Annotated in this window: 16 protein-coding genes; 7 read left to right on the top strand and 9 right to left on the bottom strand. The window is 42.9% G+C overall.

The features are described 5' to 3' along the window. Positions 1-30: 30 nt before the first annotated feature. Positions 31-924, bottom strand: a complete 894-nt coding sequence (locus ACX5KA_RS13845) for a LysR family transcriptional regulator (RefSeq protein ID WP_458731447.1) — start codon at positions 922-924, stop codon at positions 31-33. A gap of 159 nt (positions 925-1,083) precedes the next feature. Here ACX5KA_RS13845 and ACX5KA_RS13840 point away from each other — a divergent pair, with 159 nt between their 5' ends. From ACX5KA_RS13840 to ACX5KA_RS13830, 3 genes are all read left to right on the top strand, one after another. Further along, positions 1,084-1,842 carry an SDR family oxidoreductase gene (locus ACX5KA_RS13840; protein WP_432766580.1) on the top strand — a complete coding sequence of 253 codons (759 nt, stop codon included), beginning with the start codon at positions 1,084-1,086 and terminating at the stop codon, positions 1,840-1,842. A gap of 74 nt (positions 1,843-1,916) precedes the next feature. Beyond that, complete coding sequence (locus tag ACX5KA_RS13835; RefSeq protein ID WP_342290596.1) at positions 1,917-2,924, top strand: zinc-dependent alcohol dehydrogenase family protein; 1,008 nt, start codon at positions 1,917-1,919, stop codon at positions 2,922-2,924. A gap of 22 nt (positions 2,925-2,946) precedes the next feature. Beyond that, positions 2,947-3,402 carry an alcohol dehydrogenase catalytic domain-containing protein gene (locus tag ACX5KA_RS13830; protein WP_458731446.1) on the top strand — a complete coding sequence of 152 codons (456 nt, stop codon included), beginning with the start codon at positions 2,947-2,949 and terminating at the stop codon, positions 3,400-3,402. Positions 3,403-3,872: 470 nt separating this feature from the next. Here ACX5KA_RS13830 and ACX5KA_RS13825 read toward each other — a convergent pair whose 3' ends face one another. The 3 genes from ACX5KA_RS13825 to ACX5KA_RS13815 form a co-directional block, all read right to left on the bottom strand. After that, positions 3,873-4,121, bottom strand: a complete 249-nt coding sequence (locus tag ACX5KA_RS13825) for an EF-hand domain-containing protein (RefSeq protein ID WP_039220280.1) — start codon at positions 4,119-4,121, stop codon at positions 3,873-3,875. 52 nt (positions 4,122-4,173) lie between these two features. After that, positions 4,174-5,169, bottom strand: coding sequence for an oxygen-dependent tRNA uridine(34) hydroxylase TrhO (gene trhO, locus ACX5KA_RS13820; RefSeq protein WP_014979317.1), 996 nt, complete (start codon positions 5,167-5,169; stop codon positions 4,174-4,176). Between the two features lie 175 nt (positions 5,170-5,344). After that, entirely contained in the window at positions 5,345-5,869 is a 525-nt protein-coding gene (locus ACX5KA_RS13815; RefSeq protein ID WP_458731445.1) for a VC2046/SO_2500 family protein, read from the bottom strand. Between the two features lie 123 nt (positions 5,870-5,992). On the opposite strand from ACX5KA_RS13815, the gene ACX5KA_RS13810 reads away from it, so the two are divergent. From ACX5KA_RS13810 to ACX5KA_RS13800, 3 genes are all read left to right on the top strand, one after another. Beyond that, the gene (locus ACX5KA_RS13810; protein WP_458731444.1) at positions 5,993-7,633 is read left to right on the top strand and encodes a response regulator; all 1,641 of its coding nucleotides are present in this window, start codon (positions 5,993-5,995) and stop codon (positions 7,631-7,633) included. Between the two features lie 267 nt (positions 7,634-7,900). Then, complete coding sequence (locus ACX5KA_RS13805) at positions 7,901-9,142, top strand: putative DNA modification/repair radical SAM protein (RefSeq protein WP_458731443.1); 1,242 nt, start codon at positions 7,901-7,903, stop codon at positions 9,140-9,142. Between the two features lie 51 nt (positions 9,143-9,193). Beyond that, positions 9,194-10,000, top strand: coding sequence for a TIGR03915 family putative DNA repair protein (locus ACX5KA_RS13800; RefSeq protein ID WP_458731442.1), 807 nt, complete (start codon positions 9,194-9,196; stop codon positions 9,998-10,000). A 38-nt stretch (positions 10,001-10,038) separates the two neighbouring features. On the opposite strand, the gene ACX5KA_RS13795 is transcribed toward ACX5KA_RS13800, so the two are convergent. From ACX5KA_RS13795 to ACX5KA_RS13785, 3 genes are all read right to left on the bottom strand, one after another. Next, entirely contained in the window at positions 10,039-10,194 is a 156-nt protein-coding gene (locus tag ACX5KA_RS13795; RefSeq protein ID WP_458731441.1) for a hypothetical protein, read from the bottom strand. 225 nt (positions 10,195-10,419) lie between these two features. Further along, positions 10,420-10,572 (bottom strand): hypothetical protein, encoded by a 153-nt coding sequence (locus ACX5KA_RS13790; RefSeq protein ID WP_458731440.1) that lies wholly within the window; start codon positions 10,570-10,572, stop codon positions 10,420-10,422. 51 nt (positions 10,573-10,623) lie between these two features. Next, on the bottom strand, positions 10,624-11,466 hold the full coding sequence (locus tag ACX5KA_RS13785; RefSeq protein ID WP_458731439.1) for a DUF6279 family lipoprotein: 843 nt from the start codon (positions 11,464-11,466) through the stop codon (positions 10,624-10,626). Between the two features lie 214 nt (positions 11,467-11,680). On the opposite strand from ACX5KA_RS13785, the gene ACX5KA_RS13780 reads away from it, so the two are divergent. Then, entirely contained in the window at positions 11,681-12,685 is a 1,005-nt protein-coding gene (locus tag ACX5KA_RS13780; RefSeq protein ID WP_458731438.1) for an ATP-dependent 6-phosphofructokinase, read from the top strand. Positions 12,686-12,782: 97 nt separating this feature from the next. Here ACX5KA_RS13780 and ACX5KA_RS13775 read toward each other — a convergent pair whose 3' ends face one another. Together ACX5KA_RS13775 and ACX5KA_RS13770 are read right to left on the bottom strand one after the other, a co-directional pair. Beyond that, positions 12,783-13,610 carry a LytR/AlgR family response regulator transcription factor gene (locus ACX5KA_RS13775; protein WP_039220307.1) on the bottom strand — a complete coding sequence of 276 codons (828 nt, stop codon included), beginning with the start codon at positions 13,608-13,610 and terminating at the stop codon, positions 12,783-12,785. A 1-nt stretch (position 13,611) separates the two neighbouring features. Then, on the bottom strand, positions 13,612-14,685 hold the full coding sequence (locus ACX5KA_RS13770; protein WP_039220310.1) for a sensor histidine kinase: 1,074 nt from the start codon (positions 14,683-14,685) through the stop codon (positions 13,612-13,614). Between the last annotated feature and the right edge of the window lie 51 nt (positions 14,686-14,736).

Genomic DNA, 14,736 nt, shown 5'->3' with positions numbered 1-14,736 from the left:
ATGGGAGGCAGATAACTGATAATCTAAACATTAGCGGACACTCAATCTTGACACCAAGTGATCAAAAACCAATCGAATACGTTGTGGTACTGGACCACGTTGAGGGCGATAAATATATAAATCCCAAGGCACCGGCTCCACCTCTTCTAACACTCTCACAAGTTTCTCTTGGCGTAATAAGTCTTGCACTAAAAAGTCAGGAATTTGAGCAAAACCTAGTCCATTTTGTATAGCCATTAATTCAGCTTCGGTGTCGGCACTTCGAAAACGTGTTATAGATGGCGTCCACTGTCTGTCCATGGAAAAAACCCATGGCCAAAGCTTTCCCGTATTGCGATCTACTAACCCTGTAACGGGCAAGTGGTTTAGTTCTTCAATAGACGCAGGCCTTCCCACTCTATTTATTAACTCAGGCGAAGCCACGACATACATATTAATTTTGGTGAGCTGGCGGGCAATAAATCGACTATCCCTCATGAAGCCGATACGAATCCCAATATCTATTTTTTCGTCAACTACATCCACGCGCTCGTCACTGAGTGTCAGGTCTATATCCAGTTGAGGATGTATTGTCGAAAGTTCCAGTAATGCTGGCATTAAGCATTTATGACCAAAACCAACAGGCGCTGCGATACGAACCCGCCCTTGTAATTCATTACCCGAGTTAGGGGCGCTTGTTTGAAACAATTCATCTACAGCACGCAGGCGTTCTTTTGCTATCACAGCAAATTTTTCTCCAACTAGGGTCACTTGTATGTGTCGAGTATTTCGATGAAATAAAAGCTCCCCTTGCAATCGCTCTAACTCCTTCACTGCTCGTGTCACTGCCTGAGGAGAAATTCCCAGACGGTTAGCCGCTTCTTTAAAGCTGCGAGACTCAGCAGCAGTACAAAATATCCGGAGCATTTCCAATCTGTTAAGCATCACAGTCACATTCAGGTTTGATATGAACACACTAATATTATTCCAAATTATGGAATTGTGAAATTAAAACGTTTCCATTTATTGATTTTTGACGGTAAGGGATAATTTGCTCGTTATTTAGACAGAGTCATTCATTCAACTGATTTGAGGATATTAACTATGAGCAGTGTTTTAGCAAACAACATCAGCGGTAAAGTCGTTGTTATCACTGGTGGTAGCAGCGGTTTAGGCGAGACCACGGCAAGACATTTAGCCAGCCTTGGCGCATCTGTTGTTTTGGGTGCCCGACGCATCGACAAGCTTGAAGCTATTGCTGCTGACATACGCACAGCGGGTGGAAAAGTTGCGGTTCAAGCGACAGATGTGACTAGCCAGGACGAAGTGAAGGCCCTTGTAAATCTTGCACAAGAGCGCTTCGGTAAAGTTGATGTGGTTATCAATAATGCAGGGTTAATGGCGATTGCACCGTTAGCTGAGACTCGAGTTGACGAGTGGGATCGCATGATTGACATCAACGTTAAAGGTCTACTGTATGGAGTAGCCGCAGCGCTTCCGATTTTTCAGGCTCAGGGAACAGGCCACTTTATCAATATTTCATCCGTAGCGGGTGTCAAAGTATTCAGTCCCGGCGGCACGGTTTATAGCGGAACCAAATTCGCTGTTCGCGCTATTGCCGAAGGCTTACGCCATGAAGTTGGGGGTAAAATTCGTTCAACAATCATTTCACCAGGTGCAGTCGAATCTGAATTAAAACATGGAAGTTCAGATACTCAGGGTGCAGCCTTTGTAAAAGATTTTTATCAGCAAAATGAAATTCCATCTGAATCTGTTGCTCGTGCTATCGCATACGCAATTGAGCAGCCTGCGGATGTGGATATCAACGAGATTGTTCTGCGCCCAACTGTTCAAGAATTTTAATTCGTTTAATAAAAGATCTATTAACCAGCGGGTGATTTAACCACCCGCTGAATATTCAGTATGTGAGGTTATTGATGACAGCGTTAAACAGACAAATGCGTGCTTTGGTATTAGATAGCTATGAAGAGGGTACAGTATTCCGGGATGCCCTGATTAACTTACCCTCTCCATCAGCAGGTCAGGTGCAAGTAAAAATATTTGCAAGTGGAGTCAATCCTATTGATTACAAGATCCGCCAAGGTATCGCTCCTTATGCCATGCCGGAATTACCCGCAGTACTAGGCACCGATTTAGCTGGAGAAATTGTTGCTATCGGCGACGGCGTCACCGACTTTGCAGTAGGCGATGCAGTTTATGGTCTGACTGGCGGGGTGCGAGGATTGCAAGGATCATTGGCTGAATATGCCAACGTAGATGCTGAATTGCTTGCTCTCAAACCGAAAAATTTGTCCATGCGTGAAGCTGCGGCTTTACCTCTGGTTGCACTTACCGCTTGGGAAGGTTTGGTTGACAAGGCGAATGTTAAAGCGGACCAGAAAGTCCTTATCCAAGGTGGAGCTGGCGGAGTTGGGCATGTAGCTGTGCAAATTGCTAAGGCCTTAGGTGCGGACGTTTATGCCACTGCATCGACTAGAAAACAAGAACTGCTCGAGGCGCTTGGTGCCACGCCGATTGATTATCACACTGCAAGCCCTGCTGACTACGTGGACGCATACACCCAAGACAAAGGATTCGAGATCATTTACGACACTGTCGGTGGTTCTGTACTCGATGCCTCATTGGGTATCATTGCACATTATGGACATATTTTAAGCTGTGCTGCATTCGGCTCACATAACCTGGCACCGTCGTCATTACGCTCTGCAACATTGTCAGCGATTTTTGTGTTACACCCACAGCTCAGCGGAGAGGGGCGCAAACATCATGGTGACATTCTGCGGCAAATTACGGCTCTTGTTGAAGCTGGACAAATTAAGCCACTACTCGATCCGTTACGCTTTTCCCTAGACACGGCAATGGATGCACATAATGCCGTAGAGTTGGGATCCATGGGTAAAGTCGTTATTGATGTAATTTCTTAAAAAGTCATTGTTGAGGATGCATATGAGCCCAAGAAAACTAATTCGAACTGTTCGTTTCCATGAATTAGGTGGCCCCGAGTTATTAACTATTGACTCGCTCGCGAGTCCAAGTTTGCAGGCCACTGATGTACGTATTGCGGTCAAAGTTGTTGGGCTCAATCGTGCTGATGCCATGTTTAGGCGAGGCAGCTATATAGAAAAGGCTGACTTCCCTTCGCGAATCGGATATGAAGCATCTGGGATAGTCATTGAAGTCGGGGAAGAGGTAAATCATTTACGCCTTGGAGACGAGGCTTGTATTGTCCCTCAGATGGGGCTTTCTCAGAACGGCTGCTACGCAGAAGAGCTTGTCGTACCAAATAAATATAAAGTCGGCCGTACTCTCGTGGTTGGGGAGGTTTCTCTGTACTCTGAGGGGGTGAGTGATTTGGTAGCACATGCTGTGGGTACATACTCTATACCGCCCTATACATCGTAACGAAGTGAAAATATTAAAACAATTAACTCTCTGAAAGCTTGACTCCGTTTAAAAGAAAAAAGGCAGTTATTTGAGGGGAAGATTAAATGGTTATCAATTGTAATCTGATATAAACGCCTACTTCAGGCCTGCAGCGGAGGCATTGGAGCAATTCGAGGCCAACAAATAAAGTCAGTCGGACAGCTAACGCTGTCGCTGCTTTTGGCGTAGAACGTTCGCCCCTTGTCTACAATGGACAAGCGCGTTAGTAACCTTCAATATCCGCTTTACGCTCGAAGCCGACATTGAAGGCTATTCAAAGGAAGCTATATCTCACTCCCAACACGAATGACCAAGCTCAACACATAAAAAAACGAGTGCTTAAAAGCACTCGTTTTTAATTGTTTTTTACGTGTCCTAGCCCTCGTTTTCACGCTTAGCCTAGCGTGTCGAAAAGCCTCAGTCGACGATAAGTGTTACTAAGTTTAAACTTAGTATTCCCACCATCCTTCTTGCCACCACTCCAAAAACTCTTCAAAGTCGATGTAACCGTCGTCGTTACTATCGATAAGCTTAAAGCCTTCTTGTACGTGGCTAGCTTTCGTTTTTGGTGAAATAACGGTTAGAAGCTCGATGAACTCCGGCAAATCGATTTGGCCGTTGCCATCACGATCGAAAAAGCTGAAGTCCTTTCTAATTTCTTCAATTTTAGATTCTGAAAGTTGAGTGCTCACTCGCATTCCTTATTTCAACTGCAATATGCACGAGTGTAACGCCCTTCTTTCTAGCTGTCTACGCCTGATTTTCTTTTGCTTTAAGCGCGCGTAAACGTTGAGCTTCTGCTTTTTCCTGACGCTTTTGTTCCATGGTCAAACGTGCTTCCGTTCCTACGTGTTCTTGTTGACGCTCTTTTGCCAGCTGAACCTGTTTTTCACGTTCTCTAAAGCGAGCAATTTGATCGTCGGTATGGGTACCAAAGCAGTGTGGGCAGCTTACACCCGGCTCATACTTATCACTCTGCTTGTCTTCTTCAGTAATTGGAAGTCTGCACGCGTAGCACTGCTCATAATGGCTTTTCTCTAAGTCGTGGTTAACTGCAACGCGATTATCAAATACAAAGCAATCGCCTTCCCACAACGACTCTTCTTTCGGTACATCTTCAAGGTACTGTAGAATACCGCCTTCTAAGTGATAAACCTCGTCAAATCCCTGCTCTTTCAAGTAAGCCGTCGATTTTTCACAGCGAATACCACCGGTGCAGAACATAGCCACTTTTTTATTTTTTGACGGGTCGAGCTCTTTCGCTACGTATTCAGGAAACTCACGAAACGTTTCGGTTTTAGGGTCTATAGCGTGTTTGAACGTACCAATTTCAATTTCATAACCGTTCCGCGTGTCAATAACAGTAACATCTGGGTCGCTAATAAGTGCATTCCAGTCTTTAGGTTTTACGTACGTGCCTACGGTTTTGCGAGGGTCAATACCCTCAACGCCCATGGTCACAATTTCTTTTTTGAGTTTTACCTTGGTGCGATAGAACGGCTGTTCATCGTGAAGTGACTCTTTGTAAGAAATTGGGTTAATGCGCTCGTCGCTATTAAGATAAGCGAGTAACGCGTCGATACCTTCGCGGGTACCAGAAACTGTACCGTTAATACCTTCGTGGGCAAGAAGAAGTGTACCTTTGATGCCATTAGCTTCCATGGTTTCTAGAAGCGGTTGGCGAATTTCTTTGAAGTTTTCAAGCGCAACAAATTTATACATTGCGCATACAATATATTTAGACATATTTTAACCTTTGCTGATTGGAGCGTAAGACCAGTGCAAAAATGCGGCGCGGAATATAACAAAAAAAAGCGCTAAAAACTAGGCCGGATACGGAAGCGGGCTATTCTGATTGTTCTAGGTACGCTCCGCTAATTTAGGCAATATTCTCAAAAGACGACCAACCGGCTTGAGCCTGTTAGTTATTGCTCTCGTTCGTAGCTCGGCTTTCGCCTTGTGCCGAGAGAATATCGTAAAGTATCGTGTTATCTTCTTTTAGAGTATTACCATACTGTTTTTTGAGTCGCTTCTGGGCAGATAAACTACAGTTTTGTACGACGTCATCAGGTAACCGTTTTGCGTCATCAGTTTGCGCGAGTGGTAATGGTTTCATATGAAGGAACAGTCGCGCGTTCTCGAAATCTTTAGATGCTATGCTTGAATATACCTGCATATTCTCCCACGCGCTTTCATTAGCCGATAATGATGGCCGCCTGTAATGGTTAAGCGAAGCGAGCTGTGCATCCATGCTCCGAGCATCGTCCTTAGAGGATATTGCTACTTCAATTTCGAAAGGCTCTGCAACACTGTGCTGCTGCATTGCAAGATATAAAGAGAACAGAGCCCCCTCAGACGAGGCACGCGCAAGTACACCACTTCGCTCCCAGTAAATACTGGGGTCGATTGTTGTTTGTTCATTCGCTGAAGTTATATCTGCCGACATTCATACTAAACGTTTTATATTTATACGCATGTTTTCGGCAAGATAATGTTTTTCTTAAGCTTATTTTTAAAAGTTAGATATACTTGTTAGAGGTAAAATGCTGCGCTCATTCACGGATTTGAAATGCAATTTAGCAACAAACAAGTATTGATTGTTGAAGATCAACGGCCTTTCCTACTACTTTTGAAAGGGTTAATGCATTCGATGGGCGCATCCGATGTAGTCACTAAATCTTCCGCTGAACAAGCTGTATCCCTGTGCAAAAAGCATAGGTTTGATATTGTTATCTGTGACTTACACTTGGGAGCAGAGAATAAAAATGGCTATGAACTTATCGAAGAATTACGTACCCGCAGGCTTATTAGCCCCACATCAGTTTTCATTCTTATCAGCGCTGATAGCGCGCGGCCTGTAGTACTAGGTAGTATTGAGCGGCGACCAGATGACTTTCTGATAAAACCCTTTTCACAAGTACAACTAAAATCTCGCATTATTCGGGCCTGGCAGAAAAGACAATTCCTTCAGCATGTATTCAATTTAATTGAGCAAGGTGAAATTAATAGCGCGATAGACCAAATTGAAACGCTTTTAGAAAACCCTCGTCATTACAAAGGGCACTGCGAGCAGCTTTTAGTGGAACTTTATTGGAGAATATCACAGCCTGAAAAAGCACTTGATGTTCTACGTGATTACATAGACAGTAAACCAGTTTTATGGGCGCAAGTTGCCATTGGAAGGTCTTATCTTCTTCTTAATGAATATGAAAAAGCGATATCGGTTGCCAAGAAAATACTGAAGCGCAACAGGTTCAATGCCGACGCTCATGACATGCTTGCACAGGCACATCAGGCTTTGGAAGCTGGTGAAAAGGCATTGGAAGCGATAAAAGAGGCTATAAAGCTTTCTCCCTTTTCATTACCTCGACATTTTAAAGCCTGCGAAATTGGTCGTCAGAATGACGATTTGATATTAGCCGCAACATCCAGCCAGGCTATTTGGGACTTGTCTAAACGCACGGTGAATAAGAAAAGCTTACACTGGTGCGGCATTATTCGTAGTTTACTCGATGTTGCTGAGTTTGCTGAAGATAAAAAGCAGCGCAATAAGTATCAACAAGAAGCCTTGCTTACTCTTCAGAGAGGTAAGTTTGATGAACATTTACAAAAAGTAGACAGAGAGTTTGACGTTGATATTTTTGGCAATATTGTAAATGCCAGAATAAGTGCGATAGACGGAAAATTAATCGATGCTAAACGTCACTTAAATACTTCTCAAACACTACTAGACGATAAATATACCGAGGTTCCCACTGCTTTTATTCCGGATAGCATTAACGTCATGTACAAACTGGGAGAATATGACGACGCGCTGCAACTTGACTCTATTCTGTCATCGAGAGGTGACGAACTCGACCAAAATAGCGTGACCATGCTTGAGACACAGGCTAAAAACGCACAGAAAAATATTGCGAGTTACCAACAGTTTAACCGCGAAGGTATTCAACACTATCAACAGCAAGACTACGAACGAGCAAAAGCCTCGTTTGCCCTTGCTCAGGGTTTCGCCCCCGTTAATACAGGCGTTGCACTGAATTTGCTTCAATGCCTTCTTCAGATAGCCATACAAGAAGATAAGGCAGAAATGAAATTAATAAACGAATGTAAACGTTTATTTAAGCTTATTGATGACATGACACTCAAAGCACCGTACAAAGAAAAGTACGAGAACATTCGAGATGAACTTTCTAAGTATATTGGCTTTTGATAGCCAATGACATATCACTTTTTTATAAAGCAAACCTACCTTTTCTATCTCTAGCAACGTGTTGCCTTCTGCCCATTCATCTTTGTAGTAAGCCGCCAAGGCTAACATTAAATCTTAATTCCCTATTAGCGTTGCCAATTGTACTGTATATATATACATGCTATAAAATAATGCGACTTAGCCAGTGCCAAAAAAGTTCGTATCGATGATTTGGTGAAAAATACTAGCTTGTTTGCTGTGAGTAATTAAAGGAAGTATACATCGGAGATGCATGACAGACTGATACAAAAACTAGAAATTCTTTCCGATGCTGCCAAGTACGACGCGTCCTGTGCGAGCGGTTCCGCCGGTAAACGACAAGCGGGGAAAACCGAAAAAGTAGGCATAGGCTCGCTCACTGGTGGCTCGGGTATATGCCACAGTTTTACGCCTGATGGTAGGTGTGTTTCGCTGCTTAAGATTCTTATGACAAACTACTGTATTTATGATTGTCATTATTGCATTAATAGGGTTTCAAGCAATGTTCAACGAGCGCGTTTTACGGTTAAAGAAACGGTAGAATTAACCCTTAACTTTTACAAGCGCAATTACATTGAGGGTTTGTTTTTAAGCTCTGGGATTGTGGGATCTCCCGATATCACTATGGAAAGCATGGTACGTATTGCGAAATCGCTGCGTATTGACCACGGATTTAAAGGATATATTCACCTTAAAACTATCCCGAATGCGTCGCCAGAATTACAAGCAGAAGCAGGCCTTTATGCAGACAGGCTTAGTATTAATGTGGAAATGCCCACGCAGTCTTCGCTAAATAAGTACGCACCAGAGAAAGATCTTAATGATATTCACAGGTCGATGAATACGCTAAAAGAAAAAATTGCAGAGCATAAAATAGACAAGACGTTTTCGGGTAAACGCCCTCCCCGTTTCGCGCCAGGGGGACAGTCTACGCAAATGATTATAGGTGCCGATGGGTCGAACGATAAAACCATTTTAGGTACAAGCGTAAAGCTCTATAGCGAGCAAAAGCTACGTCGTGTTTATTACTCGGCATTTTCCCCTATTCCTGATGCTTCGGAAGTTTTGCCATTAAAACCGGCGCCATTGGTACGGGAACACCGCCTATATCAAGCGGATTGGCTTTTGCGCTTTTATGGCTTTGGCTTAGATGAAATCTTAGAAGATGACATGTTAGATATGGACTACGACCCTAAACTTTCATGGGCACTTCGCAATCGTCACGTGTTTCCGATAGATTTAAATAAAGCTGACAAACAGATGCTGCTACGCGTTCCTGGTCTTGGCGCCCGAACGGTACAAAAGATTCTATCTATAAGGCGTAATACTAAGCTCAACTGGATCGACCTTACCAAAATGCGTCTACCCCTTAAAAAGTTGAAGCCTTTCATCAGCGTGGGAGATTACTTCCCTGATATCCATTTACTCGACAGTAATAATTTTGAGCTTCAGTTTAAACAGCCTAAACAGTTTGAGTTATTTGGCGCTTGAGTATGCGGATAACGCAGATATGTTCAGCCTCAGACTAAAAGGTCGCTCTACATGAAGACCATTATCATTACTTCAGTACCTGGCTTTGATGAATGGCGCGAAGCCTCGCGTCGATGTATTGCTGAGCGTATTCGCCCTGAACATCTCATCTGGCAGAACGCGCATTCAGTTCAAAACGAACTGTTTAGTAGCGATGCTGAGCCATGCCAAAGCAAAATTCCCCGAAAAATGCCGCAAAGTAAACTTAGCATTCCTAAATCTACATTAATGCTTTTAAAGTACGCCCTATGCCATAACGATGAAAATCGATTTGCCTTGTGTTACCGGGTGTTATGGCGTGTAGTTTATGAAAATAAGCAGCTCATTCAAATCAAAACTGATGACGATGTTATTCAGCTTTTTGCTATGGCGAAAGCGGTAAAACGCGACGCGTACAAAATGAGTGCCTTCTTAAGGTTCAGAGAAATTAGCCTAGAGGGGCAAGAGCATTTTGTTGCATGGTATGAACCCGAGCATTTCAGTTTAGAAATAAAACTTAACTTCTTCCAAACCCGGTTTAAGAATATGCGTTGGTCAATCTTAACACCCTATCGTGCGGCACACTGGGATACTGAAACCCTAGTACTAGAAGATAACCCCGATTCAAGCGTTGTACCCGATGACGATCGCATTGAAAAATACTGGCTGACCTACTACGCCAATATATTTAACCCTGCACGTATCAAGACAAGTGCAATGTTAAATCAAATGCCTAAGAAGTACTGGAAAAACATGCCTGAAACGACACTAATAGACGATATGATCAAACAGTCAGATACACGCACTCGGAAAATGACCAGTGATTGTAAGACTAACTAGACTCTTGGACGTTATGTTCTTAACAACTCGCCGCATAGTTATTCATCAAGGCCCATTTTCTTCCTTACTTCTTTAGCCCATTGTGGTCGAGTCTGCTCGTAAATCCAAATGCTAGCTGGTAGTTTAATCTTAGGATTTGCTCGATTTAATGCATCGAACATTGCTTGTTTGTCGATATTATAATTTTGGTACATGAGTTCGTGTACCGATCCATCCTTGAGGCGTAGAAGGTTTCGTTGGATACGATTGGTGGCACTTTGTACCTGTATGATTTCGTCAATGTCGTCGATACACAATACTAATTCATTTTCCCCAAACAGAGGGTCGCAATAGTAAAATTCACGAGCTGACACCTTGATTTCAATCTTTTTATTAACCGACCACAAGTAGATTGAAATACCAAGTAAAATCAACTCAATTTATACCACTACACCAAAAACCACGGGATCAGACTCTTCATCGAGTAAGTAAGTTCTGCCCCACCAATACATGATAGCAAGCAAACATGCATTCATGAATACAATGAGGCTAAACCTTCGAGTTTCGCGCACAAAATGGTAATAATAGTTCATAACTAGCCCCATTTCTTTTTATCAACGTCCCATATACTGGCTGTGTTATATTCAGCTTTGAAAACTCTCTACAGTATCAATCAGGTCGTCTATATTTTCGATAAGGGTCTCTCGCTGCTTATCAGTTAGCGTGGTAAAGAGCTCGGCGATTAACGTAGCGCTGACTGTCATATTGTGGGCGCTACTTTGCATATAAATATCACTTTTGTAGCGATCTGGATTTCGCATTAGGTCAATCAGTTCCACTTCGAAATTATCGTTGAATTTGCGGGTTACAAATAGCTTTCGTGCCGCATTTTGTATAACTCTACGATAGGTTAGCCATTCATCCCCAGTGGAAATGAACTGCGTACAATACGTGGCCACTATTTGCTTTTGTTCGCTAGTTAGTTTCCCAATGCGTTCACTGACAGCCTCCTCAATACGCTCAATACGAACTTCTAGCTGCTCTTCTTCAGACTTCTCTAGCGACTCTTTTCGTTCCTCTTCTTCCTCTTTGTTATCTTTCTCAAGCGCAGCAAAAAGCGTAACGACTTGCTCATCATCGAGCGTTTTTGCTATTTCTGCTAATGCAGGGCTAACTTCATCACGCACTCTTTCCCAATGAGCTCTCGCGTTAGCAAGATGGTCATGGACAGAGTTTGAATCTAAACGTCCTTCTCTAATTTGACGTTTAATATCGAGAAGTTGTGCTTGGTAGCGTTTAAGTTCAGAGGTTTTGTGCCAGCGTAGCCAATTTTGAAGATAGTCATCGAATTTTTCTTCTTGCTCATCCTTAAGCTCGATATAGTCGTCCATGTACCAGTATACCCACCAATCTAAGTTGTTGTAGGCCAGTTTTGAACTGCATGATGCAAGAAACATCACAGAAATAAATACTACCAGTACACGCATAACTCATCCTTTTTTGTTAACTACGTTATTTGCTGCAAATTCGCTTATTTATAATTCAAAATAAAAAGCCGTCATAAATAGTGAAGCGCTCATGACATCGTGCTGGTTAATTTTTTTCAGTTATTTTAATTCTCTACAACACACATGATCACTTTACGTCTTGCACCCTTAACGCTACCTTAACTGGAGTGCTGGTAAATAGAAGGATTTTAATGTGTCAAAACGTGTCGCAATTTTAACTTCCGGTGGCGACGCACCAGGTATGAATGCTTGCATACGTGCTGCAGTTATTGCGTGCCAGAGAGCTAACTATACGCTGCTTGGCTATAAACATGGCTACAATGGGTTATTACAACAAGAGTATATTCCCTTGTCACTCGACTCTACTCACAACTTGATACAACAAGGCGGAACCATACTACACAGTGCTAGATGTAAAGAGCTTAAAAGCCATGAAGGAATTAAAAAAGCTGCTAACAACCTAATGAAGGCAGAGATTGATACGCTTATTGTGATTGGTGGTGACGGCTCATTTCGCGGCGCAGCTGCAATAGGGAAAGAGTGGAACGGCCAAATTTTAGGAATACCCGGTACGATAGATAACGATATTAGCGGCACAGATGCAACTATCGGGTATTTTACCGCTATTGATACAGCGATGAGTTCTATTGATAAAGTTCGCGATACTGCTGATGCATTCGAACGTATTTTTCTTATAGAAGTCATGGGCAGAAACGCGGGCTTTTTAGCATTGAATGCGGCGCTCTCATCTGCAGCTGACTATGTAGTGGTACCAGAGTTTTTCGAATCTGCTGACAAAGAGATAGAAAAAATTGTTACCCAAATAAAGGCCCAGCGCGCATTGAAAGGACCGGTTAGTTTTATCGTTGTCGTTGCTGAAAACGTATGGCCAAAAGGGTTATCTGGCCTCACTGAAGAACTAATGAAGCATGATATTAGTGACGTCAGACCGGTAACTTTAGGTCATGTTCAGCGAGGCGGTTCGCCTGTTGCCCAAGATAGATTACTCGCAACGACACTCGGCGAATTCGCGATAAGTTTAGTCGGCAGTGACATTACCAATATTATGGTGGGTGAAGTGAACCAACGCCCTGTTACTGTACCGCTTCATAAAACATGGGAAAATACCAAACCCCTTAATGAAGCTCATGTTGAGGCAATGCGTACACTTATGAATGAGCGATACAGCAGCTGGTAAGAATAAAAGGCGACGTGTAAACAGCGCAAAACCAACTATTACAAAAAAGCGTTGTTTCTTCAAAACAACGCCTTTCATATCGCCCCTTTAAGCGACATTACATCTTCATGGCCGCTTTTACTTTATCTCGATGGCTGCGGCTTACTTTAAGCTCTGTATCGTTTTGAAGTATTAAGTGGTACTCACCACTGATGTGACTGACTAACTTTTTAACAAATCGGATATTAGCAATAGCTGAACGGTGCACTCGAACAAAAAATTGAGGGTTTAGCTCTTGCTCAAGTTCTTTCATGGTTTTGCGCATTATATGCATGCCATCCAGTGCGTGAACGCACATATAATCACCTGCAGCATCAATCCATTGAATGTCTTGAACGTTTACGCGCGTAACTTCTGAACCATCTTTAATCGCCAATACATCCGGGTATGGATTGGTTTCAACCGGCTCCCCATTGGCTAGCTTGCGTAAAATCTCTTCGCAATCATCGCCAGTAAGTTCAGCAACAAGGCTTACCAATTTTTGGGACTGCTCGTCCTGATGCTGTGTCGAGAAGTATTCGCGTACTTTATTTAACGCAGCACCTAAACGCTCGTCGTCTGCCGGCTTTAACAGGTAATCTAGCGCATGCACGTCGAACGCCTTGATAGCGTAACTATCATACGCTGTTACAAAAACAATCATAGGGATGGGCTGTTTCAGTTCGCGCAACTTGTGAATTACTTGAAAGCCATTCAAGCCAGGCATTTGAATATCTAAAAACACTAAATCTGGGCGGTGCTGAGAAATGCTGCTTACCGCTTCAAGGCCGTTTTGACACTCGGCAAGCACCTGTACATCTTCATGACGTTCTAGCCTGGCACGAAGACCTTTTCGCGCTAAAGGTTCGTCATCCACTACAATGGTTTTTATCACTTGCTTTGTCATGTTATACGTCCTTAACTTCATACGGAATGCGAAGTCTAACTCGCACACCAGAAGGCTGATTGTGTTCTATAGAGAATGCAAAATTACGATGATAAAGGGATTGCAATCGTTCTTTTATATTGGCTAAACCGACGCCATTTTCACGGCTCAGTGTGCCGTCTTTGATATCTGCGCCTGGTCCGTTGTCCGCAACATCCATGAGTAGATCATTGCCAAACGTACGTGCTGTTATCGAAATGCGACCACCGTTTTCCATTTTAGATATGGCGTGCTTTATAGAGTTTTCAATAATGGGCTGCAGAATCATGCTTGGCACTAACGCACTTTCACAGCCTTCATCAATGTCCCATAGCACTTCTAGGCGATCGTCAAACCGCACTTTTTCTATCTCTAAATAGAGTCGCAATGCTTTTATTTCCTGCCCCAGAGGCACTCGCTTTATCGGGTCGTTGTCTAATGAGTAACGAAGAAAGTCACTTAAGCGCGACACCATGGCTTCTGCTGTATCATTCTCTTTCAGTAGAATAAGGGTTGAAATAGCATTCAGTGTATTGAAGAGAAAATGTGGATTGAGCTGATAGCGCAGCATCTTAATATGCGCTTGGTGCGCCATGGTGCTCGCTTTTAATGCGTTCTGCTTTTCTTTTTGAAGCATCTGGAAGTTTTTGATGCCAAAGTACACACCACTCCAACAACCTACCATGATTAACGAGTTAATAGTGTTGGTAAAATACATATACCATTCATCTGGGCGATATCCGTGCTTGTAGATTTCCCAGTAGTTGATGTTTTTTACCACTGCCCATAGCAAAGCAATTAAGTAGGACGACACAATCACTATAATGATCATGTTGAGCGGTGATTGCTTTCTTGCCCATCGATAGATGTAGCGAAGCGGAATGGTTAGCAACCAGCCTGCATAGGCATTAAGCATGATGATAAAAACCCAAATAGGTCTTACATCATGAAGAAAAGAACCGATGTAATAAATTATTGCGAACCCTGCCCAGCCTGCACTGTGCAATGTCCAAAATAAACGTTCATTACTTTCTATTACACGCTGAAAGCGACTCACAATATTACCAATTTAAAAACTTATAAGAAGATTATACGCAAGCCTTGCCGC

It is taken from the genome of Alteromonas alvinellae (genome assembly GCF_902705805.1).
This window is presented reverse-complemented; position numbering and strand designations above follow the sequence as displayed.

Excerpts from the sequence above, each read along its gene's own strand:
- ACX5KA_RS13845 (WP_458731447.1), bottom strand. The coding sequence starts at position 924 with ATGCTTAACAGATTGGAAATGCTCCGGATATTTTGTACTGCTGCTGAG.
- ACX5KA_RS13840 (WP_432766580.1), top strand. The coding sequence starts at position 1,084 with ATGAGCAGTGTTTTAGCAAACAACATCAGCGGTAAAGTCGTTGTTATC.
- ACX5KA_RS13835 (WP_342290596.1), top strand. The coding sequence starts at position 1,917 with ATGACAGCGTTAAACAGACAAATGCGTGCTTTGGTATTAGATAGCTAT.
- ACX5KA_RS13830 (WP_458731446.1), top strand. The coding sequence starts at position 2,947 with ATGAGCCCAAGAAAACTAATTCGAACTGTTCGTTTCCATGAATTAGGT.
- ACX5KA_RS13825 (WP_039220280.1), bottom strand. The coding sequence starts at position 4,121 with ATGCGAGTGAGCACTCAACTTTCAGAATCTAAAATTGAAGAAATTAGA.
- trhO (WP_014979317.1), bottom strand. The coding sequence starts at position 5,169 with ATGTCTAAATATATTGTATGCGCAATGTATAAATTTGTTGCGCTTGAA.
- ACX5KA_RS13815 (WP_458731445.1), bottom strand. The coding sequence starts at position 5,869 with ATGTCGGCAGATATAACTTCAGCGAATGAACAAACAACAATCGACCCC.
- ACX5KA_RS13810 (WP_458731444.1), top strand. The coding sequence starts at position 5,993 with ATGCAATTTAGCAACAAACAAGTATTGATTGTTGAAGATCAACGGCCT.
- ACX5KA_RS13805 (WP_458731443.1), top strand. The coding sequence starts at position 7,901 with ATGCATGACAGACTGATACAAAAACTAGAAATTCTTTCCGATGCTGCC.
- ACX5KA_RS13800 (WP_458731442.1), top strand. The coding sequence starts at position 9,194 with ATGAAGACCATTATCATTACTTCAGTACCTGGCTTTGATGAATGGCGC.
- ACX5KA_RS13795 (WP_458731441.1), bottom strand. The coding sequence starts at position 10,194 with ATGTACCAAAATTATAATATCGACAAACAAGCAATGTTCGATGCATTA.
- ACX5KA_RS13790 (WP_458731440.1), bottom strand. The coding sequence starts at position 10,572 with ATGAACTATTATTACCATTTTGTGCGCGAAACTCGAAGGTTTAGCCTC.
- ACX5KA_RS13785 (WP_458731439.1), bottom strand. The coding sequence starts at position 11,466 with ATGCGTGTACTGGTAGTATTTATTTCTGTGATGTTTCTTGCATCATGC.
- ACX5KA_RS13775 (WP_039220307.1), bottom strand. The coding sequence starts at position 13,610 with ATGACAAAGCAAGTGATAAAAACCATTGTAGTGGATGACGAACCTTTA.